The following is a 27,000-nucleotide window of genomic DNA, read 5'->3' as shown; positions in this document are numbered from 1 at the left end:
CATAGCTTAAAGGGATGCGTCGGTCAGCGACACTTCCAGTCCCGACAGATGGATGCCGCACTCGGTCTTGGCATGACCGGCCCAGCGTCCGCTGCGCGCATCTTCGCCCGGCTGCACCGGCTGCGTGCATGGGAAGCAGCCGATCGACAGATAGCCGTACGCAACCAGCGGATTTTCGCGCAACGCATGCGCGCGCATGTAGTCGGCCTGATCGGATGTCGTCCAGTGCGCCAGCGGATTGATGCGTACGCGCGGGCCGACCGCCTCGAACACCGGCAGCGCGGCTCGCGTCGCCGCCTGGAAGCGCTTGCGGCCGGTCAGCCAGGCCCGGAAGGGGGCGACGCCGCGCGCCAGCGGCTCGACCTTGCGCACGTCGCAGCAGGCATCGGTGTTGCTCTGGTGCAGATTGCCGGTCGGATCGACCCGTTCGAGCGCTGCGTCTTCGGGCTTGATCACCCTGATGTTGGTCAGCCCGAAATCGGCGACCAGCGCATCGCGGTAGCCCAGCGTCTCTTCGAAATGCTTGCCGGTGTCCAGGAAGATGACCGGCAGCGTGCGGTCGACCTTGGCGATCATATGCAGCAGGACGGCGGAATCCGCGCCGAAGGACGACACGGCGGCGATCTCGTCATGAAACAATTCGCTCGCCGCGCGTTCGATGATGTCGAGCGGGCTCAGATGTCCATACAGCGCGTCGAAGCCCGCCGCTTTGGCGGCGATGCTGTCGTCGACGTCGAGGATGCGGTCAAGCGGCCTTGGTTTCGCCAGCATAGAGCGCCTCCTTGAACGGCGCGGGACCGACACGGCGGTAGGCGTCGATAAAACGTTCACTGGGACCGAGCCGAAGGCCGAGATAGGTGTCGACGATCTGCTCGATGGCGTCGGTGATCTCTTCCGAAGAGAAGCCGCGGCCGATGATTTCGCCAACCGAGGTGTTCTCGTCGGCCGATCCGCCAAGCGTCACCTGGTAGAGCTCGGAGCCCTTCTTCTCGACGCCGAGGATACCGATATGGCCGACATGGTGATGTCCGCAGGCATTGATGCAGCCGGAAATCTTCAGCTTCAATTCGCCGATCTCGCGCTGCCGCTCCAGCGAGGCGAAGCGAAGCGAAATCTCCTGCGCGATCGGGATCGAGCGCGCTGTCGCCAGCGCGCAATAATCGAGGCCAGGGCACGCGATGATGTCGCTGATCAGGTTGGAATTGGCCGTCGCGAGGCCAATGTCGACCAAAGCGTCGTAGACCGCTTTCAAATCGGCGCGCGCCACATGCGGCAGGATCAGGTTCTGCTCATGGCTGACGCGCAGTTCGTCGAACGCGTATTTCTCGGCGATGTCGGCGACCGCTTCCATCTGGCTGTCGGTGGCATCGCCCGGCACCTCGCCGATACCTTTCAGCGAAATCGTCACCGCGGCATAGTCGGGATGGCGATGGGTCACGACATTCTGGTCGAGCCAATCCGAGAAGCTTTTGGAATCGAGCCGCGCCAGCTTGATCGCCGCGTCGCCTTCCGGCCGGGCGGTCAGTGCCGGCGGCGCGAAATAGGCGTCGATGGCACGGATGTCGGCTTCCGGCAGCTTCAGCTCGGCGTCCTTCAGCTCCTGCCATTCGGCCTCGACCTGGCGGGTGATTTCCTCGACGCCGGTCTCGTGGACGAGGATCTTGATGCGCGCCTTGTACTTGTTGTCGCGGCGGCCATAGAGGTTGTACACGCGCAGGATCGCGGTGCAGTAGGACAGCAGGTCGGCTTCCGGCAGGAAGTCGCGGATCTTGCGCGCCACCATCGGCGTGCGGCCCTGGCCGCCACCGACATAGACGGCAAAGCCGAGCTCGCCGGCGGCGTTCTTCTTCAGATGCAGACCGATATCATGCGTCTGGATGGCGGCGCGGTCGCGCTCGGCCCCGGTCACCGCGATCTTGAACTTGCGCGGCAGGAACGAGAATTCCGGATGCACAGACGACCATTGCCGCAGGATCTCGGCATAGGGGCGCGGATCAGCGACCTCGTCGGCGGCGGCGCCGGCAAAGTGATCGGCGGTGACGTTGCGGATGCAATTGCCGCTGGTCTGGATCGCATGCATCTCGACGCTGGCGAGATCGGCCAGGATCGCCGGAATGTCGGACAGCGCCGGCCAGTTGAACTGGATGTTCTGGCGCGTGGTGAAGTGGCCGTAGCCCTTGTCGTATTTGCGCGCGATGTGGCCGAGCATGCGCAGTTGCGCGCTGTTCAGCGTGCCATAGGGCACCGCGATGCGCAGCATGTAGGCGTGCAGCTGCAGGTAGACGCCGTTCATCAGCCGCAGCGGCCGAAACTGATCCTCGGTGATCTCGCCGGACAGCCGGCGTTCGACCTGGTCGCTGAACTCGGCGACGCGGGCCTGGACAAAATCGTGGTCGAACTCATCGTAGCGGTACATGTTTCGTCTTTCAGGGCGCGTCCGCCCGTATTTTGTTAAGCTGCCCGCGCAGCCTGCTTGCCCAGATCTTCCCGGATGGTCGGGCCGGCAGCGCGGATCTTTTCGCGCAGCCGCACCGGCACGACGATGCCATTGACGACTTCAGCGTCGATCAGATTGACGTCGACAACCTGATTGTTGGCGTTGGCCTTGGCGCCGATTGCTTCCAGCCTGTCCTCTGCCGCTTGGTCATGGGCAAGGTCGGCATGGTCGACCGTCTCGGCCCAGCCACCATCGGCGTACCAGACGGCGATGCCGTCGGAGAGGCGGTTTGCGGTCAGTATCTTCATGGCTGGACCTCTGCGTCGGCCGCATTGGCGGCGCTCTCATGACTATGTGCCGCGAGCGGCTCGGAACGTTCAAAGTTGGCGCCGGCAACCGCGTCGCCGATGATGGTCATCACCGGACCGGCCAGATCGGCGCGCTCTTCCAGCGACGGCAAATCGGCCAGCGTGCCGTGGAAACGGCGGCGGTTCTGCAAGCTGGCATTCTCGACCACGGCAACCGCCGTGTCCGGCGACAGGCCGGCCTCGATCAGCCGTCCGGCGACTTCGGCGGCGACCGAGCGGCCCATATAGACGGCGACGGTGGCGCCGGAAATGGCGAGCTTGGCCCAATCCGGCAGCGAATTGCCCTTCAGATCATGGCCGGTGGTGAACACCATCGACGAGGAGACGCCGCGCAGCGTCAGCGGCAGCTCGAAATCGGCGGCGGCGGCAAAGGCGGCGGTGACGCCGGGGACGACATCATAGGCGATGCGGGCATCGCGCAGTGCGGCCATCTCCTCGCCGGCGCGGCCGAACACCAGCGGGTCGCCCGACTTCAGCCGCACGACGCGCTTGCCCTGCCTGCCAAGCTCGACCAGCAGCGCATTGATCTCGGCCTGGCTCTTGGTGTGGCATCCCTTGCGTTTTCCGACCGGCAGCCGCTCGGCGTCGCGGCGGCCCATGGCGACGATCGCCTCCGGCACCAACGCGTCATAGACGATGACGTCGGCTTCCATCAAAAGCCGATGCGCGCGCAGCGTCAGAAGATCCTCAGCACCTGGCCCGGCGCCGACCAGGGCGATATGGCCCGAAGCCGGAGCCTTCGACAGCAACAGATCGGCGGCGGCGTCATGCGCCTGCGAAAGCTCGCCGGCTTCGACGGCGCGCGCCGGTGCACCCTGGAAAAAACTGCTCCAGAACTGGCGGCGTGCGTTGCCTTTCGGCAGCAGCTTTTCGGCGGCACCCCGGAACGAGGCGGCAAGCGCTGCCAGCGGCCCGAGCGACGGCGACAGCATGCGGTCGATGCGGCTGCGCAGCATCTGCGCCAGCACCGGACCCGCGCCTTCCGTGCCGATGGCGATGGCGACCGGGGCGCGGTTGACCAGCGCCGGGGTGAAGAAATCGCATAGCTCCGGCCGGTCGACGGCATTGACCGGAATGCCAAGGCGGCGCGCATCGTGGGCGACGCGGCGGTCGAGCGTCTCGTCGCCGCTGGCGGCAAACACCAGGACCGCGCCTTCGAGATGCGCGGCGTCGTAGGGGGCGTCGATACGGATGGCGCCGGTCGTGGCGATGAAGCTCAGCAATTCGGCGTCGGCAACATCGGCAATGATGCGAAGCACAGCACTCGACTGATCAAGTAGCCGCGCCTTGGCCAACGCTTCGCCTCCGCCGCCGACGATGGCCACGGCTTCGCCTTCGACCCGCATGAAGACCGGGAACGCGGTGAGCTTGGGATTGGTGTGCGGCATGACGAACAGATTCCGGAACAATTCGGCAGTTTTAGGCGCGGACGCGAAAAAGCTGAAGGAACCCACTCGCGCATCCCCTGACGGGAGGCAATCGGTTTTCCGCAAGCCAAAGGGCCAAGAGAAAAATATTCCACATCCGCATATCAGGCGGATTCAAGCTGCTGCCGCAGGCTTTGTTCTGCGGCTCTTTTATCCGGCAGTCGGCCAAGCTGCAAAATTATTTTTTCTAAATTCTACCAATTTAGTAGATTAAAGCCGTGACCTCCGGACATTGCTCCGATAGACGATAGATCGGGCTTGATATGGCTGCGTGCGATCTCGGCGAACGAAGTGGAACGTTCCCGCTTCGCCACGCGTTCTGCCCCTGCCGTAACAGACAATCGTCGGCTGGATTTGAACCTTCAAACAGGAGCGCGCAAATGAGCAAGATCAACCTGAAACATGGCCTTCTGGTCATGGTGGCCGATGGCGAGAAAGCGCTGTTCCTGAAGAACGAGGGCGACAATCTCTATCCGAACCTGCAGCTCTTCCAGGAGATGAAACAGGACAATCCGGCAACGCGCGAACAAGGCAGCGACAGTCCCGGCCGCTACAATGACGGCCCCTCCGTGCATCGCAGCGCGGTTGAGGAAACCGACTGGCACCGGCAAGGCAAGGAACGCTTTGCCGAAGAGATCGCGGACCGGCTCTACAAGCTCGCCCATCACGGCATCTTCGACGACATCGTGCTGGTCGCGCCACCGCTGGTGCTCGGCACCATGCGCAAGAAACTGCACAAGGAAGTCACCGACAAGGTGCAGGCGGAGATCCCAAAGACCCTGACCAACCGCCCGCTGATCGATATCGAGGCCATGCTGCAGGCGGCGTGACGCATCGATCATTCGGTATTGGCGCGCGCAGCGGTTTTGCTGCGCGCGCCTTTCGTTTTCGGTGCCTCTGGCCACCAATTTACGTCTTGCGGGTTGCGTCGCCCGCACCCCCTCCACCATATTGAAAAAGGCGGCGGCTTCGGGCGGCGCACACCCGACATTTCCCGAAAGGCGCTCCATAGACAATGCCGCATGACACGCCCCTTATCGCCACCATCGTCGCCGGTCTGGGGCTGGCATTCATCTTCGGGGCGCTCGCCAACCGTTTTCGCATCCCGCCGCTGGTCGGCTACCTCGTCGCCGGCGTACTGGTCGGACCGAACACGCCGGGTTTCGTCGCCGATGCCGGTCTTGCCAATGAGTTGGCCGAAATCGGCGTCATCCTGCTCATGTTCGGCGTCGGCCTGCATTTCTCGCTGAAGGACCTTCTCTCCGTCCGCGCCATCGCCGTACCCGGCGCCATCGTCCAGATCGGCTTTGCCACCGCGCTCGGCGCCGGCCTCGCATGGATGCTCGGCTGGTCGATGGGCGCAGGCCTCGTCTTCGGCCTGGCGCTTTCCGTCGCGTCCACAGTGGTGCTGTTGCGCGCGTTGCAGGAGCGACGGCTGATCGAGACCGAGCGCGGCCGCATCGCCGTCGGCTGGCTGATCGTCGAGGACCTCGCCATGGTGCTGGCGCTGGTGCTTTTGCCGGCGTTGGCCGGCGTGCTCGGCGGCCAGCCGCAGGTCGATGACCATGCGAGCCTTTTGTCGCTGCCGGCCAGCTACGGCATCTGGGGCGTCGTCGGCCTCACGCTGGCCAAGGTCGTCGCCTTCGTCATCGTCATGCTGGTGGTTGGCCGCCGCGTCATTCCGTGGATCCTGCATTACGTCGCCCATACCGGCTCGCGCGAACTGTTCCGGCTGGCGGTGCTGGCGATCGCGCTCGGCGTCGCCTTCGGCGCCGCCAAACTGTTCGGCGTCTCGCTGGCGCTCGGTGCCTTCTTCGCCGGCATGATCATGAGCGAATCCGAGCTCAGCCACCGCGCGGCGGAGGAATCACTGCCGCTGCGCGACGCCTTCTCGGTGCTGTTCTTCGTCTCGGTCGGCATGCTGTTCGATCCGTTCAGCCTGATGAGCAATGGCTGGCCGATCCTGGCGACGCTGGCCATCATCGTCATCGGCAAGTCGCTGGCCGCCTTCGTTATCGTCATCGCCTTCCGCTATCCGCTGGGAACCGCCTTGATGATCTCGGCCAGCCTCGCGCAGATCGGCGAGTTCTCCTTCATCCTGGCGGAGCTCGGCGTCGGGCTGAAGCTGTTGCCGCAACAGGGACGCGACCTGATCCTGGCAGGCGCCATCCTGTCGATCCTGGTCAATCCGCTGATGTTCCTCGCCCTCGACTGGATGAAGCCATGGCTGGACGCGCGCGCCGCCAAGGCAGCACCACCGGAAGAGGCCAAGCCGGTCGGCCCGGCGACGCAGCCCGGACAAGTGGCCTCGGTGGCCGCTGCTGCCAAAGAGGACGGCCCGCCGCCACGCACAACGCTTTCGGGCCACACCATCCTGATCGGCTACGGCCGCGTCGGCAGCCTGGTCGGCGCGGCGCTGAAACAGGCATCGCTGCCCTTCCTGGTCATCGAGGACGCCGACAAGACGCTGGCGAGGCTCAGAGACGACGGCGTCGAAATCGTCTCCGGCAATGCGGCCAGCGCGAGCGTGTTTGCCGCCGCCAATCCGCAGGGGGCCAAACGCTTGATCCTTGCCATCCCCAACGCGTTCGAGGCCGGGCAGATCGTGCTCAGGGCGCGCGCCGCCAACCCCGGCATCAACGTCATCGCGCGGGCCCATTCCGATGCCGAGGTCGAGCACCTGATGGGGCTCGGCGCCGAAACCGTCATCATGGGTGAACGCGAAATCGCCCGCGGCATCGTGCAAGAAGTGCTGGAGCAAAAGCTGATGCCGCGCCCCGAAGCCATTGAGCCCTCCCCGGCCTGAGGCTTGCCCACAGGCGCGTTGATCACGCCACGAAGGCGGAGCCGCCATTGTGCGCGACGCTGGCGAGATACTTTGCCGGCGGCTTGCCGAGCGCTTTCTTGAACATGGTGATGAAGGCGGTGACGGAGGCGTAGCCGAGATCGCCCGAAACCTGCTGGACACTCGCACCGGAGGCCAGCTCCCGTATGGCGACGATCAGGTGCAATTGCTGGCGCCAGCGGCCGAAGCTCAGTCCGGTCTCCTTCACCACAAGACGGGCGAGACTGCTTTCTGAGAGCGCGACGCGGGTGGCCCACTCGGCAAGCGTGCTGCGGTCGGCAGGGTCTTGCGCCAACGCATCGGCGATCCGCCGCAAGCGCGGCTCGGCGGAGATCGGCAAATGCAGCTGCTGGACCGGCATGCGCGGCAGTTCGGAGAGCAGCATCCCAGTCAAAAGCGCGTCCTTCCCGTCGTCTTCCTCCATGCGGTCGGCCAGCTCGATGATCAATTCGCGCAGCAGCGGCGAGATCGACAGCGTGCAGCACCGGTCCGGCAGATCGGCGGCTCCCGGCTCGATATAGACGAAGAAAATCCGCGCATTGGCGGTCGCGATATTGCTGTGTTCCATGCCGCCGGGAATCCACACCCCGCAATGTGGCGGCACCATCCACAGGCCGCTCGGGACGCGGCATGTGACGCCACCGCCGAGCGCGAAGACGAGCTGGCCCTTCCGATGCCAATGGGTCGCCACTTCCGCTTTGGTTTCGGTGACATCGACGCGCACCGCAATTGCAGGAGCGATCACATCATCGACGTCGAAATTGACCCACGGGTAGCGGAGAGGCTGTCTCATGATTGACGGCTTTTAGCGACTATTCGCCATGATAGCTAAATTCTTTGATCCGGGAAGTCGATAGGCTCCGGTTCGTGGCTGGCATGTCACAAACCGGCAGGAAGGCTTCCCATGCGCGCCCTCGTCATCTCTCCCGACAGCCCCACCGGACTGACCTTTGCCGAGGCCAACGAACCTCAACCCCTCGCCAACGAAGCGCTTGTCTGCGTCCACGCAACCTCGTTGAACCGCGGCGAACTGCGCCTGCTCACCATACGCCCAAAAGGCTGGATACCCGGCCAGGACATCGCAGGGATTGTCGAACGGGCGGCAGCCGATGGCTCCGGGCCTGCCGTCGGCGCCCGGGTTGTGGCTTTGGTCGACGAGGCCGGCTGGGCGCAACGGGTCGCCGTTCCGACCGACCGCTTCGCCGTCATCCCGGATGAGGTCAGCTTCGTTTCCGCCGCCACGCTTCCCGTGGCGGGCACGACGGCCCTAAGGGTCTTGCGCCATGGCGGCGACCTCGCGGGACAGCAGGTGTTGATCACCGGCGCCAGCGGCGCGGTCGGCCGTTTCCAGATCCAGATCGCCCGCGAGCAAGGCGCCGCGGTGACTGCAATCGCCGCCGCCCGGCACGCCGAGGATCTCCGCGGTCTTGGTGCTCACGAAGTCGTCGAGTCGATCGAACTGGCCGAAGGGCCATTCTCTCTGATCACCGAGTCGGTCGGCGGCCAAAGCCTCGCCCATGCCATCGAACGCGTCGCCCCCGGCGGCACCATCGTCATGTTCGGTTCGAGCAGCGGCGAACTCACGCCGGTTGGCTTCAGACAGTTCGTTCCGGGCCATGAGGGAGCGAGGCTTCAGACTTTCGCCTACTACACATCCGGTCCAGCCATTGGCGCGGACATCGCCTCGCTGCTCGCTCTGGTCGCGGCTGGCCGGCTGGAAACCCGTGTGTCCATGACCGTGCCGTGGACAGACATCGCCCAGGCTCTGGACGCCTTGCGACAGCGCAGCTTCAGCGGCAAGGCTGTTCTCACCATCGCCGAATGAGCAGTCTGTCAGTGCTCAGACGTGCTGGCCGCCATTGATGTGGATTTCCGAGCCCGTCACATAGGACGCCTGCTGCGAGCACAGGAAGAAGATGATGTCGGCGACTTCCGAGGTGGCGCCAAGGCGCCTGAGTGGGATCGTCTCGACGATCTTGTCGGTGCCAGGCGACAGAATCGCGGTGTCGATCTCGCCCGGCGCAATCGCATTGACGCGGATGCCGTGCGGGCCGAAATCATGCGCCATCTCGCGCGTCAGCGAGCCGAGCGCCGCCTTCGAGGTCGCATAGGCGGTGCCGGCGAAAGGATGCACGCGCGTGCCGGCGATCGAGGTGACGTTGACGATCGAGCCTTTTGCTGCAGCAAGCTCCTTGAAGAGGCCCCGCGCGAGCATGATCGGCGCGAAGAAATTGACCTGGAACACGTCGCGCCAGACATGCATCGGCGTGTCGATCGAATCCATGCGGCTGTTGCCGTCCTTGAGCTTCGGCGAAATGCCGGCATTGTTGACCAGCGCGTGCAATTGCCCGCCATGCGCTTCCAGCCGGTGACGGATCTCCGAGACGGCGATGCCGACATCCTCCTGGTCGGCGAGATCGACCTTGATGTGGTCCTCTGGGCCGGCTGGCCACGGGCAATCCTCGGCAAAAGCCTGGCGCGAACAGGTGATGACCCGCCAGCCCTCACGCGAAAAGCGCTTGACCGTGGCATGTCCGATGCCGCGGCTGGCTCCGGTCAGCACGATGGTTTTTCTGGTGTCGGTCTCAGCCATGTCTGTCACTCCGGCCGGAGATGTAGCCGAATGCCGCGAAGGTGGCGAGAGGCCGAATTGTCACCGCAGCTCTCATATGAGGAACGGATTGCCAGCTCGCATTTGGTTCGAAGCTAGAATGACGAGCCGCTCAGCCGCCGCCGAGAATATCCAGGATTGAGGTTTTCCGCTTCTTGGTCGGGCCGCCGACGCTGCCCGGCGGTACCGGATGCTTGATCGAGGCCGTGGTGCCGCCGTCGCCCGGCATGTTGAAACCGTCGGCATCGACGGTTTCGGCCGGACGGCGGACCGGTGCTTGTGCGGGTACAGCAGCAGGTGCCGGTGCGGCAGCAGGCTCAGAACGGCTGACGGCCACGGCAGGCAACGGCGCCGCCTGATTGTTATCGACTGACGGAATATCGTCGGGCACGATGGTGTCGGGCGGCGTCGACTTCCAGGTGCCGGGCAGCGGCCGGACCGGCACACCTTCATGCGCGGCCACCATGAACTCGTGCCAGGCCTGTGCCGGCAGCGCGCCACCGGTGACCTTCTTCATCGGCGTGCCGTCATCGTTGCCGAACCACACGCCGGTGGTGAGGTTTGCGGTGTAACCGACGAACCAGGCGTCGCGCGAATTCTGGCTGGTTCCGGTCTTGCCGGCAGACGGCCAGGCGAAGGCCGCCTTCTTCGCCGTGCCGATCTCGACCGTGCCGGTCATCATCGAGTTCATCATGCCGACAATGTTCGGCTTGACGACGCGCGGCGCGCTGCCGCCATTGTCGTCATAGAGCACCTTGCCTTCGGTCGTGGTGATGCGGCGGATGAAATGGATGTCGGGCTTGTAGCCGCCATTGGCGAACGGCACATAGGCCGATGTCAGCTCCAGCGGCGTCACTTCCGAGGTGCCGAGCGCGATCGAGGTGTTGGCGATCAGATCGGATTGGATGCCCATGCGATGCGCCGCCTCGACCACCGCGTCGGGGCCGACCTCCATGGTTAGCTGTGCCGCGACGGAATTCAGCGACTTCGCCAAAGCGGTCGCCAACGTCACCTTGCCGAAATACTTGCCGCCGTAATTGTCCGGTGTCCACTTGCCGATCTTGATCGGTGCGTCGTTGCGCACGCTGTCGGGCGTGCGACCAGCTTCCAGCGCGGCCATATAGACGAACGGCTTGAAGGCCGAGCCCGGTTGACGGCGTGCTTCGGAGGCGCGGTCGAACTGGCTGGTCGAATAGTCGTAGCCGCCGACCATGGCGCGCACGGCGCCGGAATTGTCGATCGAGACCAGCGCGCCCTGGCTGACATTGAGCTTCTTGCCGCTCTCGTCGATCAGCCGGCGGATCGACTCTTCGGCGAGCTTCTGCAGGTTGAGGTCGACGGTGGTGTCGACGACGATGTCGCTGCGCACGTCGCCGATCAAATCGGGCAGCTCTTCCATGATGGTGTCGGCGACGTAGTTTTCCGAACCGGTCCAGTAGGATGGCGCGCGCGTTGCCGGCGCGCTCATCGCCGAGGCCAGTTCCTTGGCGCTGATCTTGCCTTCGTCGCGCATGGCGGCGAGCACCAGCTGCGAACGCTCCTCCGCCGCCTTCGGATCCCGCGCCGGCGACAGTCGCGACGGCGCCTTCAAGAGGCCGGCGAGAAGGGCCGCCTCCGACAGAGTGACGTCGCGCGCGCTCTTGCCGAAATAGCGGCGCGAGGCCGCCTCGACGCCATAGGCGCCGGAGCCGAAATAGACCCGGTTGAGGTACATTTCGAGGATCTGGTCCTTGGTATGCTTGTGCTCCAGCCACAGCGCCAGCAGCACTTCCTGCACCTTGCGCTCCAGCGTGCGGTCGGGCTTCAGGAACAGGTTCTTGGCCAGTTGCTGGGTCAGCGTCGAGCCGCCCTGCGAGAAACGCCGGCCCAGAACATTGGTCACCATGGCGCGTGACAGGCCGATCGGGTCGATGCCGAAATGCGAATAGAAGCGGCGGTCCTCGATGGCGATGACGGCTTCCGGAATGTAGGGCGACATTTCGTGCAGGCCGACCGCCTCGCCGCCGCTCATGCCGCGGTTGGCAAGCAGTTGCCCGTCGACCGAGACGATCTTGATGTTGGGCGCACGGTCGGGGATCGACCAGGTGGTCGCCGCCGGCATCTTGGCGCCGTAATAGACGACGATGCCGGCCACCGCGATGCCGCCCCAGATGCAGAGCACGAAGCACCAGTAGAACATCCGGGCCATCACGCCGAACAGCCCGCGCCGGCGTTTGCCGCGCTTGCCGCGTGACGATGATTTTGCCTTGGAGGTTTTGCGCGCCGAAGATGATTTGCGATTGGCCGGCACGACCCGATCCTCCTCGTTCACCGAAAAACCGGCCGCGGATTTCGCCTTTGGCGATCCCTCGAAGCTGGGTTCGACGCGACTGTCTCTGCGGTTCGCCATGCGTTGCGCTGTCTTCCCGGTATCAATGGCGCTCGGGTTGGAGGGTAGATGCGGCGGTTTAAGGGCGCGTTAAAGCAGGGTTTATGCACCCTTCTGAAATTCCTTAAGAATTTCTAAAATCCGCTGCCCCTGGCTAACAGGCGTCGGCAACGCGGTACTTTGGCGGGTGCCCGAGATCACTGTTCAAACAGTTTGACGGATCTTGTCTCGCAACGCGGCGGCGACAAAGGCCGATCGGGTGACCCCCAACCGATTGGCTGTTTCGTCAGCCTCGGCGAGCAAACCGGCATCCAACGAGATATTGGCCCGGGCCGGACGGCCGGCATCTCGGATCAAGGGCACGGACATCAAGATAGCGCCAACGGAGAGCGCTGCTCGAACCTCAGCATCTTCTAAAAGCGCCTCGACTTTGCGAGGAGTGGGGATTTTACGGCCGTCCGCGATTTCTTCAGCCACCCATTCGGCCAACGCGGCCATAGCGTCCTTTACAGCCTCGTCCCGGCTTTCCGACTGCGCGACGCAGCCAGGAGCATCGGGAAACGAGACGCCGACAAAGCCGTCGGCAGCATCCACGAGTGCGACATAGCGAGACATATCTAACAGCTTTCCTTATTCCGACTTTATGTCCATTAGGCTTCGGAACGCGATGAGGTCGGTTTATTCCCAGCCTGCCGCCTTGGCTATAGACCGAGCTACCAACGGCGTCAGAGTCTTGTGGCGAGGAACCATGATCGTCGGCATGCCGTCTTTTTTGTACTTGTCATGCTTCGTGCCGCCGACGTTCTTCCAGCCTTCCCTCTCGAGCCGGGCCTTGACTTTGGCGGTGTTGGTTTCGTTCATTTCTCGGCTCAAATCTATGTGCAAATTTTTGCACATAGTGGAAACGAAAGTCAATCACGATGTGCAAATATTTGCACAAGGAAACTCCCAATCGCCGTAAAATGCCTGGATGACAAATCAGCGCCACCCGCAGGCGGACATCATCAATTCTGCTGGATCGAAATGCCTTTGTCGTCGATCTTCAGCTCCACGCCCTTTGGCTTGGTCTGCTCGTGATAGACATAGATACCTAGCGCAATGACCACGACCAAGAGCGCGCCGATGAGGAGATAGAGGGTGTTCTGTTTCATGGCGCGCTCCGTTTCGTATCGAGCGTCACGCTCGCCTCAAGACCTTGACCAGCACCAGCAGGATGACAGCGCCGATCGTGGCGTTGATGATGGCAGCCAGAATGCCGCCGCCGATTGCGAAGCCCAGCCTTGGAAACAGCCAGCCGGCGATCAGGGCGCCGATAATGCCGACGACGATGTTGCCGATGAGGCCGAAGCCGAAGCCCGAGACGATGAGGCCGGCGAGCCAGCCGGCAATGGCGCCGATTATGATGAAGATGAGAAGGCTTTCGATGCCCATGACGCGTTCCTCCAGGAAGAGAGGCTACGGAGCGGAAGGCCCCGAATCGGCCTCGATATCAACGACTTCAGGCTATGCGAAAGCAGTTGCACCCGCCAGCGGCGCTCATTGATCGTCGTCATCGTCGCTGGAGACTGGCCGCCAGCTGGTCGGGTCGACCTTTTTCTGGGTATCGCTGTCGGTGTAGACCCACCAGGCGCCGTCGCGATATTGCCCGACGGATTCGCTGACGACGCCGGCGCCGTCCTTCCACAGAACAGTGACCTTGGATCCATCCGTCGGGGCGGTCGCTATCGGTTTGCGGTCTGCCACGTCATCCCCCTCATTGAGTCGACAGAACGCCACGACGCGTGTCTGGTTGCAAGGCTGCCGGAAGCGTTATCCGAAGGCCATCAGCTGTGGGCAAAAATATCCTCTTCGTCCCAACCCATCAAATCGAGCTTGGCACGCGTCGGCAGGAAGCGGAAGCAGGCGTCGGCTTCCTTGGTGCGCCCGTCCCGCGCCAGGCGTCCAGCCAGCACCTCGCGCAGACGGTGCAGATAGAGAACGTCGGAAGCGGCATATTCGAGCTGTTCGGGCGACAGGGTCTCGGCCGCCCAGTCCGACGATTGCTGCGCCTTCGACAGGCCGACGCCAAGCAGTTCGAAGCAGATGTCCTTCAAGCCGTGCCGGTCGGTATAGGTGCGGGTCAGCCGCGAGGCGATCTTGGTGCAGAACACCGGCTCCGGCATGACGCCGAAGGCATTGTACAGCACGGCGAGGTCGAAACGGCCGTAGTGGAACAGTTTCGATATGCCGCGGTTGCGGAGCAGGCTGACGAGGTTCGGCGCTTTCTTCTGGCCGGGCGCGATCTGGATCACGTCGGCCGAGCCATCGCCGGGCGAGATCTGCACCACGCAAAGCCGGTCGCGGTGCGGGTTCAACCCCAGCGTCTCGGTATCGATGGCCACCGCGTCGACATTGTAGTGGGCGAGGTCGGGCAGATCGTTCTTGTGGAAGCGGATGTCGGGCATAGTTGTCTCCGGATCGCGGCGTAACTCGTCCTCGCCGCGATCCGCTGAAAAATCAACAAGAAAACTTCCCAGCCTCCTCAGCGCGTCAGCGCATCGAGAATGCGCGCCCAGGAGCGCTGGCCCTTGTGGAAGGAGGTCAGCTCGTATTTCTCGTTGGGCGAGTGGATGCGGTCGTCGTCGAGCCCGAACCCGACCAGCAGCGATTCCATGCCGAGATAGGTCTGGAAGTCGCCGACCACCGGTATCGAGCCTCCGCTGCCGGTCGTCACCGCTGGCTTCGGCCATTCATCCGACAGCGCAGTCTTGGCCTTGGCCAGGAATGGCGAGTCGTAGGAAAGCTGAATTGCCGGCCCGCCGCCATGCGGGTGGAATTCGACCGAACAGTCCCTGGGAATGCGCGCCTTGACGAATTCCCGGAACGCGGCGCGGATCTTCTCGGGGTCCTGCTTGTGGACGAGGCGGAAGGAGATTTTCGACGACGCTTCCGCCGCGATCACCGTCTTGAACCCCTTGCCGGTGTAGCCGCCGATGATGCCGTTGAACTCGGCCGTCGGCCGCGCCCAGGTCAGTTCCATCACCGAGCGGCCTTTTTCGCCCGACGGGATCGAGAGGCCGATCGGTCCGAGGAAGGTTTCGGCGGTCTCGCCCAGAGTTTCCCATGATTTCAGGATCTGCGACGGCGTTTCCTCGACCCCGTCATAGAAGCCGGGAATGGTGATGTGGCCGTTCTCGTCATGGATGTCGGCGAGGATTTTCGCCAGGATGCGGATCGGGTTGGCGGCGGCGCCGCCATAGAGGCCCGAATGCAGGTCGCGATCGGCGGCCTTGACCGTGACCTCCTCGCCGACCATTCCGCGCAGCGAAACGCAGATCGACGGCGTTTCGCGGTCCCACATGCCGGTGTCGCAGACCAGAGCGAAATCGGCCTTCAGCTCATCGGCATTGGCCTCGAGGAACGGCTTCAGCGACGGCGAACCGGACTCCTCCTCGCCCTCGAACAGGATGGTGATGCGGCAGGGCAGATTGCCATGCACCTGCTTCCAGGCGCGGCAGGCCTCGACGAAGGTCATCAGCTGCCCCTTGTCGTCGGCCGAGCCACGGCCGGTGATTACCTTGTGACCGGGCTCGATCTCCTTGACCGCCGGCGCAAACGGGTCGTTCTCCCAAAGCTCGATCGGATCGACCGGCTGCACGTCGTAATGGCCGTAAAACAACACATGCGGCGAGCCGGCGGGGCCTTCATGGTGCGCAACCACCATCGGGTGTCCCGGCGTGTCGCGCACCGAAGCGTCGAAGCCGATCAGCTTGAGGTCCGCCACCAGCCATTCGGCGGCCTTGCGGCAGTCGGCGGCATAGTCTGAATCGGTGGAGATCGACTTGATGCGGAGCAGGCCGAACAGGCGCTCCAGGCTCTGGTCGAGATTTTTGTCGAGACGGTCGAGGACGGAGGAAATGGTGGACATTACTGCGGGCCTTTCTTTTCGGTGCCGGGACCGTAAAGGCAGCGCATCAAAACGAAAAGCCCGCGATCGTTGGACCACGGACCGTAAACACTTGTCAGAAGGCAAAAAAGAACCGCCGTGGTGGAGGGGAACCACGGCGGTCTTTTACTCGAAACGATGCGGCAGCCCGGAGAGGGGGGATAGGCTGCCGCAATTGTCCGGGATAGGCGGGGGACGGGCCTTGCTCCGGACTCGGCGAAAACTGCCGATGACCTTTATTTGTGTCTCGGATCGTGGCGTTTCAAGGGCACAAGAATTACACTTTTGTAACATAGCCGTGAGCGCCGAGGCAAACAGCAGCAGGACCTATCGGCAGGCAGGCTCTGTCAGCATGTCGCCGCAACACCTGTTGGAAGCCCGCCTTTGCCATGGACCGCGCCGTCCTGCCGCGCTATCCCTGCCGGCATGAAAAAAGGCGACCATCTCTTCCTTATCGACGGCTCCGGCTACATCTTTCGCGCCTATCATGCGCTGCCGCCGCTGACCCGCAAATCCGATGGGCTGCCGGTCGGCGCGGTCTCCGGCTTCTGCAACATGTTGTGGAAGCTGATGCAGGACGCCCGCAACACCGATGTAGGCATCGTGCCGACGCATTTAGCGGTCATTTTCGATTATTCGTCGAAAACCTTCCGCAATGATCTCTACCCGGAATACAAGGCCAACCGCAACGCACCGCCCGAAGACCTGATCCCGCAATTCGGTCTGATCCGCCAGGCAACCGTGGCCTTCAACCTGCCTTGCATCGAGATCGAAGGCTACGAGGCCGACGACCTCATCGCCACTTATGCCAGGCTGGCGTGCGAGGCCGGCGGCGACACCACTATCATCTCCTCCGACAAGGATCTGATGCAGCTGGTCGGACCCACGGTCGGCATGTACGACCCGATGAAGGACCGCCAGATCGGCATCCCCGAAGTCATCGAGAAATGGGGCGTGCCGCCGGAAAAGATGATCGACCTGCAGGCGCTGACCGGCGACTCCGTCGACAATGTGCCGGGCGTACCCGGCATCGGGCCGAAGACGGCGGCGCAATTGCTGGAACAGTTCGGCGACCTTGACGGGTTGCTCGCCCGGGCCAGCGAGATCAAGCAGGACAAGAGGCGCGAATCCATCATCGCCAATGCCGACAAGGCGCGCATATCGCGCCAGCTGGTGACGCTGAAGAACGACGTGCCGGTGACCGACGGGCTCGACGATTTCGTGCTGCACGCGCCGGACGGGCCGAAGCTGATCGGCTTTCTCAAAACCATGGAATTCACCTCGCTGACCCGCCGTGTGGCCGAGGCGACCAGCACCGAAGCCGGCGATGTGCAGGCTGTCGCCGTCACCGTCGAGCGCGCCGACACCGCGCACGGCCCCGATGTCGGCTCCGGCACACCGGTGCCTGCGGCAACACAGGATGAAGCCAAATCCGAAACCGCCAGGGCCGGGGACGCGCCTTCGCTGCTTGCCGCACTTCGCCTGGAAACGGCCGCCGCGGCCAAAATCGATCCTGCCGCCTATGTCGCCATCCGCGACACGGCAACGCTCAAGACCTGGCTGGCCCAAGCCAAGGAGACCGGAACCGTCGCCTTCGACACCGAAACCACGTCTTCCGATCCGATGCTGGCCGACCTCATCGGTTTCTCCCTGGCGATCGGCCCCGGCCGCGCCGCCTATGTGCCGCTCGCCCACAAGAGCGGCGCTGGCGACCTGCTCGGCGGCGGCACGCTGGAGAACCAGATTCCGGTCCGCGAGGCGCTGGCGCTGCTGAAGCCGTTGCTGGAAGACAAATCGGTGCTCAAGATCGCCCAGGACGCCAAATACGACATCGTCGTCATGAGCCGCCACGGCATCGATATCGCACCCTTCGACGACACGATGTTGATTTCCTATGTGCTCGACGCCGGCACCGGCCACCACACTTTGTCCTCGCTTGCCGACAAATGGCTCGGCCATGCCACGACGCCGCTCAAGGATCTCGCCGGTTCCGGCAGAAGCTCGGTCGGGTTCGAGCAGGTCGACATCGACCGGGCGACCGCCTACGCCGCCGGCCATGCCGACGTAGCGTTGCGGCTATGGCAGGTGCTGAAGCCGCGACTTGCCGCCAAGGGCCTGGTTTCGGTCTATGAGCGGCTGGAACGGCCGCTGGTGCCGGTGCTGGCGCGGATGGAACAGCGCGGCATCTCAGTCGACCGCCAGATCCTGTCGCGGCTCTCCGGCGAGCTGGCGCAAGGCGCCGCACGGCTGGAAGAGGAAATCTACGGCCTTGTCGGCGAGCGCATCAACATCGGGTCGCCAAAGCAACTCGGCGACATCCTGTTCGGCCGCATGGGCCTGCCCGGCGGCTCCAAGACCAAGACCGGGCAATGGTCGACCTCCGCGCAGCTTCTGGAAGACCTCGCCGCCGAAGGCCACGAACTGCCGCGCAAGATCGTCGACTGGCGTCAGCTGACCAAGCTGAAATCGACCTACACCGACGCGCTGCCCGGCTTCATCCATCCCGACACCAGGCGCGTGCACACATCGTATGCGCTGGCCGCAACGACGACGGGCCGGCTGTCCTCCTCCGATCCCAATCTGCAGAACATCCCGGTGCGCACCGCGGAGGGACGCAAGATCAGGACGGCCTTCATCGCCGACAAGGGCCAGAAACTGGTCTCGGCCGACTACAGCCAGATCGAACTGCGCGTGCTTGCCCACGTCGCCGAGATCCCGCAGTTGAAGCAGGCCTTCGCCGATGGCGCCGACATCCACGCCATCACCGCCTCGGAAATGTTCAACGTGCCGGTCGAAGGCATGCCTTCCGAAGTGCGCCGCCGCGCCAAGGCAATCAATTTCGGCATCATCTACGGCATCTCGGCCTTTGGGCTGGCCAACCAGCTGTCGATCCCGCGCGAGGAGGCCGGCGCCTACATCAAGAAATACTTCGAGCGTTTCCCCGGCATCCGCGACTATATCGAGGCAACAAAAGCCTATGCCCGCGAGCATGGCTTCGTCGAAACCATCTTCGGCCGCCGCATCCACTATCCTGAGATCCGGTCGTCAAACCCGTCGATCCGTGCCTTCAACGAGCGCGCCTCGATCAACGCCAGGCTGCAAGGCACCGCTGCCGACATTATCCGCCGCGCCATGGTGCATATGGACGAGGCGCTGGAAAAGGCCGGCCTGTCCGCCCGCATGCTCTTGCAGGTGCATGACGAATTGATCTTCGAGACGGTTGAAGCGGAAGTCGAGGCGACGATCCCCGTGGTGCGCAGGGTGATGGAGAACGCGCCGATGCCGGCCATCTCGATGTCGGTGCCGCTGCATGTCGATGCCCGCGCAGCGAACAACTGGGACGAGGCGCATTGAAGGTGCGATGATTGTCTTTGTCACCGGAGACCTGCTGGCCGCCCAGGAAAGCTATATCGCTCAAGGCGTGGCAGAGGGCAATCAAGAGGGCCTTGGCACCGGACTTGCGCTGAAGATTTCGAAAAAGTGGCCGAATGTGCAGGCTGCGTTCAAGAAATATGCTCGGACCGGCAGGTTTATTGGGGGTCATATCTGGACATTGGAGCCAGACGGCAATCAGCCGGGCTTCATTTATCTGGCAACCCAGCCAGATATGTATCACGCCACGCTTCCCTATTTACGGAAAGCAGTTCGCGGGCTTGTGAAATGGGCCGACAAAAACCGGGTAGAATCCATCGCCTTGCCAAAAATCGGGTCTGGGCTTGGCAAATTATCTTGGCTCGACGAGGTGAAACCCCTGCTTATGGAGCAGCTAACACCTGGGCCTACGCGGTACGTCGTCTATGAGACATTCTTGAACGAATTCGAGAATAGCGCACCGCCTCGGCTCAAGTAGGAAGCAAGCTAAGCCGCCTCAGCCAGGCACTTGGCACACGTCCCCCGAAACTCGATGACCGCCTTCTTCGCAGCAAACCCGGTCGAGCGCACCCATTCGTCCAGCCGGTGGCCGACGTCATGGTCGGACATCTCCATCACCTGCCCGCATGTGTCGCAGATAGCGAAGGCTGTCATCGAATGCGTATGGTCGTGCGGTTCGGCGCAGGCGACGAAGGAGTTGAGGCTTTCCAACCGGTGCACGAAGCCTGACTTCACCAGGCTGTCGAGCGCCCTATAGACCTGTAGCGGCGCGCGGAAACCGCGCTCGCGCAGCTGGTCGAGAAGCGTATAGGCGCTGAGCGGTCCGCTGGCGGCCTCGAGCTTTTCGAGCACGCTCAGCTGATTCTTCGTCAGCACATCCCTTGCCGCCATGATCCCGTTTTCCGATCGTTTAGAGCATGATGCCGAAAAGTGTGGAGCGGTTCTCGGACGACATCATGTTCTATCTGTTTAATCCAGCGCCGCTCGCAAATCATTTCTGCCATGCGGCGGTCTCAATTCCCTTGAGATAGCGATGAAGCGGGCTTTTTGCCACTGTTTCCGTTATCGCCATCGACACCATGACCACCACCGCCGATTGACGGCACCGACCACATTCAAAATACTGACAAAATTCGCGACGAAAGGTGCCGCACTTGCAAATTCGATCGGGCTTGGGGAAGCAATTATGATCAAACTGACACGACGGACGCTGCTCGTCGGCACGTCGGCGCTTGTGGCTGCCGGTACGGTCTCGTTCCGCGCCCTCGCCGCCTCGCGCACCTATCACGCGCTGCTGGTTGCCTGCACCGACTATCCGAACCTGCCGCAGAAGAACTGGCTGATCGGGCCGAAGAACGATGCCGGCCTAGTGCGCGACTATCTCCTGAAGAACACGCCCGATCCGGTGAAGTTCTCGGCCGAGAACGTGATCCTGCTCGCCAAGGACGTCGAAGGCGCCAACGGCCCGCCGACGCATGCGGCGATCAAGGCCGCTCTTGCCGACCTCGCCGGCAAGGTGCAACGCGACGATTTCGTCTATCTGCATCTGTCGGGCCACGGCGCCCAGCAGCCGCAAGCCAAGGCCGGTGACGAGACCGACGGCCTCGACGAGATTTTCCTGCCGTCCGATATCGACAAATGGATCAACCGCGAAGAGGGCGTGCCGAACGCGCTGGTCGACAACGAGGTCGGCGCCGCACTCGACGCCATCCGCGACAAGGGCGCCTTTGTCTGGGTGGTGTTCGACTGCTGCCATTCCGGCACCGCGACGCGCGCCGCGGAAGTCGATGACGAACTGGAGCGCAAGGTCGAGTTCGCCGACCTCGTCGGCGGCGACGACGCGGCGAGAGCAGCCGCGGTGAAGGCCTATGACGACATCTCGGCAAGCGCATCGCGCGGTTTCGACGAGAATGGCGGCCGCAAGCCGGCCTTCAACCTGACGCCGACCGGCGCAGAGCCGATCGCCAGGGGCAAGCTGGTCGCCTTCTATGCCGCGCAGACGGTCGAGACGACGCCGGAAATGCCGCTGCCCAAGGGCACGCCCGACGCGCCGCGCTTCGGCCTGTTCACCTTCACCATCCTGTCGAAATTGGCCGAGAACCCCAACGTCACCTATCGCCAGCTCGGCCAGGCCGTGCTGCAGCAATATTCGGCCGACGGCCGCACAAGGCCGACGCCCCTGTTCGAGGGCGAACTGGACGCCCGCGTGTTCGGCACCGACAAGACCGACGCCGTCATGCAATGGCCGATTGCCGTCAAGGACGGCGATGTCGCGATCGGCGCCGGGCTGCTGCAGGGTCTGACCCCCGGCAGCAAGCTCGCCATTTTGCCTTCGGCGCTGTCGAAGCTCTCCGACGCCGTCGGCTATCTCGAAGTGAAATCGGCAAAAAACCTCGAATGCCAGCTCGCACCGGTCGAATTCGACGGCAAGCCGGCGCTTGCGCCGACGGCGGTGCCCGCCGGCGCCTATGCGCGCGTTGCCGAACTCGCGGTCGACTACAAGCTGCTGGTGGCAAAGCCGGCGCCGACCGCAGGGCTCGAAAAGGAAACCGAGCTGGTCAATTCGGTTCTGGACGAATTGGTGGCGAAGCCGAAGTCCGGCTTCCACATCGCGCTGGTCGAGCCCGGCAAGAGCGCCGATCTGCGGCTTGCGGTGCTGCGCGAAAAATCCATGGACGGCGCTGCCGCCAACGCCAGCGACGAACCGGCGCTGTGGTTCCTGCCGGCGTCCGGCGACATCAGCTTGAAGGACGGCAGCAAGCCGCCGCGCATCGTCATCCATCAGGATGGCCGCGACAAGCTTGCGGAAAACACAGCCAAGACCCTGACCACGATCTTCCGCGCCACCGGCCTGTCGCGGCTCGCCGCGGCGTCCGACTACCGGCCGGACGAGGTCAGCGTCCAGTTCCTGATCAAGCGCCAGGACAGCGATGTGCTGGAGCCGATCGAATCCTCGACGGTGCCGCGCGTTTCGCCGGGCGATCAGGTACACATTGCGGCCAGGAACGAGTCCGACGAGTTCGTCGACATCAACGTGCTCTATATCGGCAGCGACTATTCGATCACCCACATCGTCGCCGAGCGGCTGGCGCCGATCAACCAGCAGGCCGATCAGGGCCTGAAGGAAGGGCTGCTCGCCTTCACCGACACCAGCTTCGGCATGGAGCGCATGATTGCCGTGCTGACCGAGGCGCCGCCGCAGAGCGAGAAAGAGGACCTGAGCTTTCTTGCCCAGGAAGGCGTGCGCGCCGTGACGCGTGCCGCATCGGGAACGCCTGGTTTTTCCGACATGCTGGCCGACATCGGCATGGCGCCGGCGACGCGCTCGGTGATGCGGCTTGCCGACAAGAGCGGTCCCAAAGGCGCGGTGATGATCTTCCCGATGGAGACGGTGCCCCGCGCCTGACCTGACATCGCTTCGCCGGCTCTTGCCGGCGTGATATATGAACATTCCCGGCTCGCGACACTTCTATGCGCCGCGGCTGGATGCAACAGATGAGGACATCAGTGACTATCCCCGTGCTCTCCTGGCGTGCAGCGACGGCCGGCCTTGCCGGCAGCCTGTTGCTGATTGCCAGCGCCTCGGCGGACGAGAATTGCGGCCTGTGCGCCAAGCAGATCGTCACCAATTCCGAGCTCGCCACCTGCTTTCTCGACCAGTACGACCAGATCGCCAAGACCGGCAACACGGCCGTTGTCGTCGATCTCTCCAGCTGCGCCTCGCGCGGCGTGGTCGAGCCCTTGCCGTCACCCAGCAAGGCGGCTGCCGAACCGGACGTGCAGTTCATGATTTCGCGCACGCAGCTCGATTGCCTGAAAAAGAAGCTGGAGACACCCGGCATCGTGCTCGATCCCACCGCCATCATCCAACTGGACAGCTGCGGATGAAAAAGCCGGGGGGCACTGCAACGCAGAAATCGCCGGCCACATCGGCGCCTCCGCCGGCCAAGAAGCCGGCGACCTTGCCCGAAACCACCGAAGGCTTTCCGTGGCCGAGCAGTCACGAGATCAAGAAGGAAGCCAACCCCTTCACCGACCGCGACTGGCGCATGCTGATCTACGCCTGGTCGGGTCTCGCCGTGCGCCTGGCGATCGTCTTCACCCTGGCCTTCTCGGTCTTCCAGTTTCTCGCAAACCAGGAACAGAAGCGCGTCGAGCAGACGATGTCGCTGGTCGAGCTTTGGGAAAGCAAGGATTTTCAGCAGGCGCAGCGCGCGCTCAAGGAGCGCCTCTCGTCGCTCAACGCCAAATACGACAATCTGCTCAGCGCCACGCCGTCGCCGACCGAGGAACAGGTCTTCCGGCAACGCATTGGCATCGAGGCGATGACTGCCGGCGGCGGCACCATGCCGAGCGCCGATTTCAACGACAATTTTGATCGCATCGTCTATTTCCTCAATCGTCTCTCCATCTGCGTTGAGGGCAAGCTCTGTTCGCGCGATGTCGCCGATGCCTATTTCCGCGACTATGCGGTGTCGTTCTGGAGCTATTTTGCCGGCTACATCGAAAAAGAACGCAAGGCCGGTTCCGCCAATTATGCCCAGGCGATCGAGAATTATGTGCGTCACGGGTCGCCGCCGTCCGCCGTCTCCAAATAGCGGCGCAACAAGGTGCCGGTCAGCTCCCATGCCCTGCGTGCTTTCCGGTGGCTGGTCATGCTCGGTCTTCTGGCGCTGGCGTCGGTCGCCCGTGCCGAGGACCTCGATTTCCATCTCGATCTCAACACCGGCGGCCACAGCGCCAGGGTCACCGACCTTGGCTTCACGCCGGACGGCGAGGGACTGGTCTCCGCATCTGACGACAAGACCATCCGCATCTGGGACTGGCAGAGCGGGGTGACGCTCCGCACCATTCGCGGCTATCTTGGCAATGGCAATGACGGCAAGGTCTTTGCGATTGCCGTGTCGCCGGATGGCAAGACGATCGCCGGCGGCGGTTATTTCGGCGCCGGCATCGGCGACAAGCCCCCTTATGGCGATATCAGGCTGTTCGATTTCGCCACCGGCAAGATCAAAACCGTGCTCAAGGCCGCCGACTATGCCATTTATGATGTCGCCTTTTCACCCGACGGAAACACGCTCGCCGCCGGCGGTGGCGATGGTTTCGTCTACCTCTGGCGGGCGGACGACAAATCCGCTTCCGGCTGGACACTTGCCGAAAAACTCGATGCCGATTCCTGGCGTGTGGAAAAGCTCGCTTTCGCCGCTGCGGGAACCCGGCTGGTGGCGACGACCATCGACAACGGCATAAGGCTCTGGGACATCGCCAAGTCAGAGGAAATCGCTTTGCCCGCCGAGGCCGAACCGCTGCGCGATGTCGGCGTCGCCGCACTCGCCGTGTCATTGGATGGCAGCCTGTTCGCCACCGGCAGCAAGGACGGCGACGTCCAGCTCTGGCAGGCCAGCACCGGCAAATTCGTCCGCGCCATGCCGAAGCAGGATTTCCAGATCGGCGCTCTGAGCTTCGCCACGGGTTCGCGGCTTGTCGCGGCCTGCAGCTACCACTGCGCCGACAAGCATCGCTCGGTGGTCTGGAATACCGACAGCGGCGAGCAACTGCTCGACTATAACGGCCATGACGGCACGGTCTTTGCTGGCGCCGGCAATGCCGACGGCTCGCTGGTGGCGACAGCCGGCGGCACCCGCAACGCCATCCAGGTCTGGAACCCCATGACCGGCGAGCGCAAGGCGCTGCTGCAAGGGGTCGGCGAACCGGTGACGGCGATCGGGATCGATGCGGCGAGCAGCTCCATCGCTTGGGGCAACACCAACCCCTGCCCTGAACGCGTGTCCTGTCCCGAGCTGCAGGGCACGCTGGACAAGGTGCTGGCACTACCGACGGCCAAGCGGTTCTTCGAGGACCCGGTGGCGTTGGCGGAACAGGGCGCCTATGCCCGCGCGGCACTCGCAGAGGGTGAGTGGTCGCTCCGTGCTGCCCCCGGCGGCAAGGACGGCCTGGAGAATGCCGTGCTCGAAATCGCGAGCGGCGGAAAGGTGATGCACAGCATCGAGAATGCCGCCACCAATGGCTTCGTCCATTCGGCTTACACGCTGATCGGCAATGGGCTTGGCCTGATCACCGGCGGCAGCGACGGCACGCTGTTGGAATACAAAACCGCGACCGCCGATGTATCGGGTGAATTCACCGGCCACACCGGCGAGATCAACGCCATGGTTGCCGCCGAGAAGGAAGGGCTGTTGGTCACCGGCAGCGCCGACCAGACCGTGCGGTTGTGGAATTTGAAGAGCCACAAACTGATCGTGTCGATGTTCTTCGCCGGTTCCGAATGGATCGCCTGGATGCCGCAGGGCTACTATTATTCCTCCGCCGACGGCGACAAGTTGATAGGCTGGCACGTCAATCAGGGTCGCGACCACGAAGGGCGTTTCATCAGCGCCGGCCAGCTGAAGAAATATCTCTGGAGCCCGGAAATGGTGCGCCGGGCCATCATCCTGCGCAGCGCCGAACAGGCGGTCCAGGAAATGCGCCCCGGCGTCGACCGCCAGCTGGAAAAGCTGCTCGAGCGCAAACCGCCGGAATTCGGCATCAAGCTTGCCGCCGACCAGAGCAACGTCCGCGAGGGCTATGTCGCCGTCGAGATTTCGGGCGCGCAGGAAGCCGGCGCCGATGTCGCCGGATTTTCGATCCTGTCGAACAGCCGCAATGTCGGCAATGTCACGGCGCGCTCGGCCGATGGCGGCAAGAGCACCATCGTCGAAGTGCCGGTCGAGAATGGCGAAAATACCATTCGCATCACCGGCACCAACGAGTTCGGCTATCTGACCGAGCGCAGTGTCACAGCACTTGGCAGGAAAACCGAAAAGCCCGCCAACAAGGGCAAGCTCTACGTCGCCGTGATCGGCGTCGACAAATATCCTTTCCTCACCGATGCATGCGCCGGCCACGCCTGCGATCTGCGCTATCCCGTCGATGACGCCACCGAATTCCTCAAGGTGATCTCGCAGAAATCCGCGCCCTTGTTTTCGGCGATGGAGACGCTGGTTCTGGTCAACCGCGAAGCGCTGGATGAGGCGCCCGATTCCGGCAAGGACGTGTTCAAGGTCGCCAGCGCCGACACCATCCTGCAACCGGATTCCGACACCATCGACGACCAGCTCGCCGATTTCCTCGACAAACCCGGCGAGAACGACACCACCATCATTTTCGTCGCCGGTCACGGCATCAACATCGACGAAGACTATTATTTCATCCCCACGGACGGCCGCAAACAGGATCCCGACCGCTGGAAGCGCTCCTCGCTGGTCGACTGGGGCGACATCCAGAAATCGGTTGAGCGGGCCAAGGGCATGCGCTTCATGCTGCTCGACACCTGCCACGCCGCCAACGCCTTCAACCCGCGCCTGGAAAAAGACGCGCAGGACGCACGCATCGTCGTCTTCTCGGCCACCGCTGCCAACAACACCGCCGCCGAACTGCCCGAGCTCGGCCATGGCGTCTTCACCTATTCGATCCTCGAAGGCCTGCGCGGCCGGGCCAAGACCTCCGACGGCGGCGTGACGCTGTTCGGCCTCGCCGACTATATTTCGCGCGAAGTGCTGCGGCTGACCGCGTCCAAGCAGAAGCCGTTCTACTATGTCGGCGGCGTGGAGAACATTGTGCTGGCTGAGCCGTGAGAGGTCGGCACCC

The 27,000-nt window shown here is 63.4% G+C and carries 25 protein-coding genes; 10 read left to right on the top strand and 15 right to left on the bottom strand.

Annotated elements, in window-relative coordinates; genetic code table 11:
- Positions 1-6: 6 nt before the first annotated feature.
- Genes NKL06_RS21345 through cysG form a run of 4 tightly spaced genes read right to left on the bottom strand, consistent with a single transcriptional unit; the run spans position 7 to position 4,193 of the window.
- Positions 7-771, bottom strand: coding sequence for a phosphoadenylyl-sulfate reductase (locus NKL06_RS21345; RefSeq protein ID WP_023691979.1), 765 nt, complete (start codon positions 769-771; stop codon positions 7-9).
- Complete coding sequence (locus NKL06_RS21340) at positions 746-2,416, bottom strand: nitrite/sulfite reductase (protein WP_023683051.1); 1,671 nt, start codon at positions 2,414-2,416, stop codon at positions 746-748. Before NKL06_RS21340 ends, NKL06_RS21345 begins: the two co-directional genes overlap by 26 nt.
- A 35-nt stretch (positions 2,417-2,451) precedes the next feature.
- The gene (locus NKL06_RS21335; RefSeq protein WP_023691980.1) at positions 2,452-2,745 is read right to left on the bottom strand and encodes a DUF2849 domain-containing protein; all 294 of its coding nucleotides are present in this window, start codon (positions 2,743-2,745) and stop codon (positions 2,452-2,454) included.
- Complete coding sequence (gene cysG, locus NKL06_RS21330; protein WP_023691981.1) at positions 2,742-4,193, bottom strand: siroheme synthase CysG; 1,452 nt, start codon at positions 4,191-4,193, stop codon at positions 2,742-2,744. The genes NKL06_RS21335 and cysG overlap by 4 nt, the downstream gene beginning before the upstream one ends.
- Here cysG and NKL06_RS21325 point away from each other — a divergent pair.
- The 3 genes from NKL06_RS21325 to NKL06_RS21315 all read left to right on the top strand — a co-directional run bounded on the left by NKL06_RS21325 (position 4,192) and on the right by NKL06_RS21315 (position 7,038).
- Positions 4,192-4,446, top strand: a complete 255-nt coding sequence (locus NKL06_RS21325) for a hypothetical protein (RefSeq protein ID WP_155923978.1) — start codon at positions 4,192-4,194, stop codon at positions 4,444-4,446. The genes cysG and NKL06_RS21325 overlap by 2 nt on opposite strands.
- A gap of 166 nt (positions 4,447-4,612) precedes the next feature.
- On the top strand, positions 4,613-5,062 hold the full coding sequence (locus tag NKL06_RS21320; RefSeq protein WP_023669773.1) for a baeRF12 domain-containing protein: 450 nt from the start codon (positions 4,613-4,615) through the stop codon (positions 5,060-5,062).
- A gap of 185 nt (positions 5,063-5,247) precedes the next feature.
- Positions 5,248-7,038: a cation:proton antiporter domain-containing protein gene (locus NKL06_RS21315; protein ID WP_023683049.1), complete on the top strand. Its 1,791-nt coding sequence runs from the start codon at positions 5,248-5,250 to the stop codon at positions 7,036-7,038.
- Positions 7,039-7,060: 22 nt separating this feature from the next.
- On the opposite strand, the gene NKL06_RS21310 is transcribed toward NKL06_RS21315, so the two are convergent.
- Positions 7,061-7,870, bottom strand: coding sequence for an AraC family transcriptional regulator (locus NKL06_RS21310; protein WP_023669775.1), 810 nt, complete (start codon positions 7,868-7,870; stop codon positions 7,061-7,063).
- A gap of 111 nt (positions 7,871-7,981) precedes the next feature.
- Here NKL06_RS21310 and NKL06_RS21305 point away from each other — a divergent pair, with 111 nt between their 5' ends.
- Positions 7,982-8,902: a zinc-binding dehydrogenase gene (locus tag NKL06_RS21305; RefSeq protein WP_023669776.1), complete on the top strand. Its 921-nt coding sequence runs from the start codon at positions 7,982-7,984 to the stop codon at positions 8,900-8,902.
- A gap of 15 nt (positions 8,903-8,917) precedes the next feature.
- Here NKL06_RS21305 and NKL06_RS21300 read toward each other — a convergent pair whose 3' ends face one another.
- From NKL06_RS21300 to NKL06_RS21260, 9 genes are all read right to left on the bottom strand, one after another.
- Positions 8,918-9,670 (bottom strand): SDR family NAD(P)-dependent oxidoreductase, encoded by a 753-nt coding sequence (locus tag NKL06_RS21300; RefSeq protein WP_023669777.1) that lies wholly within the window; start codon positions 9,668-9,670, stop codon positions 8,918-8,920.
- 130 nt (positions 9,671-9,800) lie between these two features.
- Positions 9,801-12,077 carry a transglycosylase domain-containing protein gene (locus NKL06_RS21295; protein WP_023691982.1) on the bottom strand — a complete coding sequence of 759 codons (2,277 nt, stop codon included), beginning with the start codon at positions 12,075-12,077 and terminating at the stop codon, positions 9,801-9,803.
- A 183-nt stretch (positions 12,078-12,260) separates the two neighbouring features.
- Positions 12,261-12,671, bottom strand: coding sequence for a type II toxin-antitoxin system HicB family antitoxin (locus tag NKL06_RS21290; RefSeq protein WP_023691983.1), 411 nt, complete (start codon positions 12,669-12,671; stop codon positions 12,261-12,263).
- 63 nt (positions 12,672-12,734) lie between these two features.
- Entirely contained in the window at positions 12,735-12,917 is a 183-nt protein-coding gene (locus tag NKL06_RS21285) for a type II toxin-antitoxin system HicA family toxin (RefSeq protein WP_023669780.1), read from the bottom strand.
- Positions 12,918-13,060: 143 nt separating this feature from the next.
- Positions 13,061-13,207, bottom strand: coding sequence for a hypothetical protein (locus NKL06_RS21280; protein WP_023683048.1), 147 nt, complete (start codon positions 13,205-13,207; stop codon positions 13,061-13,063).
- A 25-nt stretch (positions 13,208-13,232) separates the two neighbouring features.
- Positions 13,233-13,487 (bottom strand): GlsB/YeaQ/YmgE family stress response membrane protein, encoded by a 255-nt coding sequence (locus NKL06_RS21275; RefSeq protein ID WP_023691984.1) that lies wholly within the window; start codon positions 13,485-13,487, stop codon positions 13,233-13,235.
- A gap of 105 nt (positions 13,488-13,592) precedes the next feature.
- Positions 13,593-13,799 carry a hypothetical protein gene (locus NKL06_RS21270; protein WP_023683046.1) on the bottom strand — a complete coding sequence of 69 codons (207 nt, stop codon included), beginning with the start codon at positions 13,797-13,799 and terminating at the stop codon, positions 13,593-13,595.
- Between the two features lie 80 nt (positions 13,800-13,879).
- Positions 13,880-14,500, bottom strand: coding sequence for a ribonuclease D (locus NKL06_RS21265; protein ID WP_023698188.1), 621 nt, complete (start codon positions 14,498-14,500; stop codon positions 13,880-13,882).
- 77 nt (positions 14,501-14,577) lie between these two features.
- Entirely contained in the window at positions 14,578-15,963 is a 1,386-nt protein-coding gene (locus NKL06_RS21260) for a M20/M25/M40 family metallo-hydrolase (RefSeq protein WP_023686593.1), read from the bottom strand.
- Between the two features lie 444 nt (positions 15,964-16,407).
- On the opposite strand from NKL06_RS21260, the gene polA reads away from it, so the two are divergent.
- Together polA and NKL06_RS21250 are read left to right on the top strand one after the other, a co-directional pair.
- Entirely contained in the window at positions 16,408-19,335 is a 2,928-nt protein-coding gene (polA, locus tag NKL06_RS21255; RefSeq protein WP_023691985.1) for a DNA polymerase I, read from the top strand.
- 7 nt (positions 19,336-19,342) lie between these two features.
- Positions 19,343-19,831 carry a macro domain-containing protein gene (locus NKL06_RS21250; RefSeq protein WP_023691986.1) on the top strand — a complete coding sequence of 163 codons (489 nt, stop codon included), beginning with the start codon at positions 19,343-19,345 and terminating at the stop codon, positions 19,829-19,831.
- Between the two features lie 8 nt (positions 19,832-19,839).
- Here the strand turns inward: NKL06_RS21250 and NKL06_RS21245 are convergent, their stop codons facing one another.
- Positions 19,840-20,244 (bottom strand): Fur family transcriptional regulator, encoded by a 405-nt coding sequence (locus NKL06_RS21245; protein ID WP_023686595.1) that lies wholly within the window; start codon positions 20,242-20,244, stop codon positions 19,840-19,842.
- A 295-nt stretch (positions 20,245-20,539) separates the two neighbouring features.
- Here NKL06_RS21245 and NKL06_RS21240 point away from each other — a divergent pair, with 295 nt between their 5' ends.
- From NKL06_RS21240 to NKL06_RS21225, 4 genes are all read left to right on the top strand, one after another.
- Entirely contained in the window at positions 20,540-22,759 is a 2,220-nt protein-coding gene (locus NKL06_RS21240) for a caspase family protein (protein WP_023691987.1), read from the top strand.
- 101 nt (positions 22,760-22,860) lie between these two features.
- The gene (locus NKL06_RS21235; RefSeq protein WP_352580862.1) at positions 22,861-23,241 is read left to right on the top strand and encodes a hypothetical protein; all 381 of its coding nucleotides are present in this window, start codon (positions 22,861-22,863) and stop codon (positions 23,239-23,241) included.
- Complete coding sequence (locus NKL06_RS21230; RefSeq protein WP_023691989.1) at positions 23,238-23,951, top strand: DUF4760 domain-containing protein; 714 nt, start codon at positions 23,238-23,240, stop codon at positions 23,949-23,951. Before NKL06_RS21235 ends, NKL06_RS21230 begins: the two co-directional genes overlap by 4 nt.
- Before the next feature lie 57 nt (positions 23,952-24,008).
- Positions 24,009-26,987, top strand: a complete 2,979-nt coding sequence (locus NKL06_RS21225) for a caspase family protein (RefSeq protein WP_050587026.1) — start codon at positions 24,009-24,011, stop codon at positions 26,985-26,987.
- Positions 26,988-27,000: the final 13 nt, after the last annotated feature.

The organism is Mesorhizobium sp. C268A (assembly GCF_040324475.1).
Lineage (GTDB): Bacteria > Pseudomonadota > Alphaproteobacteria > Rhizobiales > Rhizobiaceae > Mesorhizobium.
Note: the sequence above shows the minus strand (reverse complement) of the source record. Positions and strands in the feature narration are given on the sequence as shown.

What these genes read in the sequence shown, in the direction of transcription:
- NKL06_RS21345 (WP_023691979.1), bottom strand. Translation starts at nt 771, where the DNA reads ATGCTGGCGAAACCAAGGCCGCTTGACCGCATCCTCGACGTCGACGAC.
- NKL06_RS21340 (WP_023683051.1), bottom strand. Translation starts at nt 2,416, where the DNA reads ATGTACCGCTACGATGAGTTCGACCACGATTTTGTCCAGGCCCGCGTC.
- NKL06_RS21335 (WP_023691980.1), bottom strand. Translation starts at nt 2,745, where the DNA reads ATGAAGATACTGACCGCAAACCGCCTCTCCGACGGCATCGCCGTCTGG.
- NKL06_RS21325 (WP_155923978.1), top strand. Translation starts at nt 4,192, where the DNA reads ATGACGAACAGATTCCGGAACAATTCGGCAGTTTTAGGCGCGGACGCG.
- cysG (WP_023691981.1), bottom strand. Translation starts at nt 4,193, where the DNA reads ATGCCGCACACCAATCCCAAGCTCACCGCGTTCCCGGTCTTCATGCGG.
- NKL06_RS21320 (WP_023669773.1), top strand. Translation starts at nt 4,613, where the DNA reads ATGAGCAAGATCAACCTGAAACATGGCCTTCTGGTCATGGTGGCCGAT.
- NKL06_RS21315 (WP_023683049.1), top strand. Translation starts at nt 5,248, where the DNA reads ATGCCGCATGACACGCCCCTTATCGCCACCATCGTCGCCGGTCTGGGG.
- NKL06_RS21310 (WP_023669775.1), bottom strand. Translation starts at nt 7,870, where the DNA reads ATGAGACAGCCTCTCCGCTACCCGTGGGTCAATTTCGACGTCGATGAT.
- NKL06_RS21305 (WP_023669776.1), top strand. Translation starts at nt 7,982, where the DNA reads ATGCGCGCCCTCGTCATCTCTCCCGACAGCCCCACCGGACTGACCTTT.
- NKL06_RS21300 (WP_023669777.1), bottom strand. Translation starts at nt 9,670, where the DNA reads ATGGCTGAGACCGACACCAGAAAAACCATCGTGCTGACCGGAGCCAGC.
- NKL06_RS21295 (WP_023691982.1), bottom strand. Translation starts at nt 12,077, where the DNA reads ATGGCGAACCGCAGAGACAGTCGCGTCGAACCCAGCTTCGAGGGATCG.
- NKL06_RS21290 (WP_023691983.1), bottom strand. Translation starts at nt 12,671, where the DNA reads ATGTCTCGCTATGTCGCACTCGTGGATGCTGCCGACGGCTTTGTCGGC.
- NKL06_RS21285 (WP_023669780.1), bottom strand. Translation starts at nt 12,917, where the DNA reads ATGAACGAAACCAACACCGCCAAAGTCAAGGCCCGGCTCGAGAGGGAA.
- NKL06_RS21280 (WP_023683048.1), bottom strand. Translation starts at nt 13,207, where the DNA reads ATGAAACAGAACACCCTCTATCTCCTCATCGGCGCGCTCTTGGTCGTG.
- NKL06_RS21275 (WP_023691984.1), bottom strand. Translation starts at nt 13,487, where the DNA reads ATGGGCATCGAAAGCCTTCTCATCTTCATCATAATCGGCGCCATTGCC.
- NKL06_RS21265 (WP_023698188.1), bottom strand. Translation starts at nt 14,500, where the DNA reads ATGCCCGACATCCGCTTCCACAAGAACGATCTGCCCGACCTCGCCCAC.
- NKL06_RS21260 (WP_023686593.1), bottom strand. Translation starts at nt 15,963, where the DNA reads ATGTCCACCATTTCCTCCGTCCTCGACCGTCTCGACAAAAATCTCGAC.
- polA (WP_023691985.1), top strand. Translation starts at nt 16,408, where the DNA reads ATGAAAAAAGGCGACCATCTCTTCCTTATCGACGGCTCCGGCTACATC.
- NKL06_RS21250 (WP_023691986.1), top strand. Translation starts at nt 19,343, where the DNA reads ATGATTGTCTTTGTCACCGGAGACCTGCTGGCCGCCCAGGAAAGCTAT.
- NKL06_RS21245 (WP_023686595.1), bottom strand. Translation starts at nt 20,244, where the DNA reads ATGGCGGCAAGGGATGTGCTGACGAAGAATCAGCTGAGCGTGCTCGAA.
- NKL06_RS21240 (WP_023691987.1), top strand. Translation starts at nt 20,540, where the DNA reads ATGATCAAACTGACACGACGGACGCTGCTCGTCGGCACGTCGGCGCTT.
- NKL06_RS21230 (WP_023691989.1), top strand. Translation starts at nt 23,238, where the DNA reads ATGAAAAAGCCGGGGGGCACTGCAACGCAGAAATCGCCGGCCACATCG.
- NKL06_RS21225 (WP_050587026.1), top strand. Translation starts at nt 24,009, where the DNA reads ATGCTCGGTCTTCTGGCGCTGGCGTCGGTCGCCCGTGCCGAGGACCTC.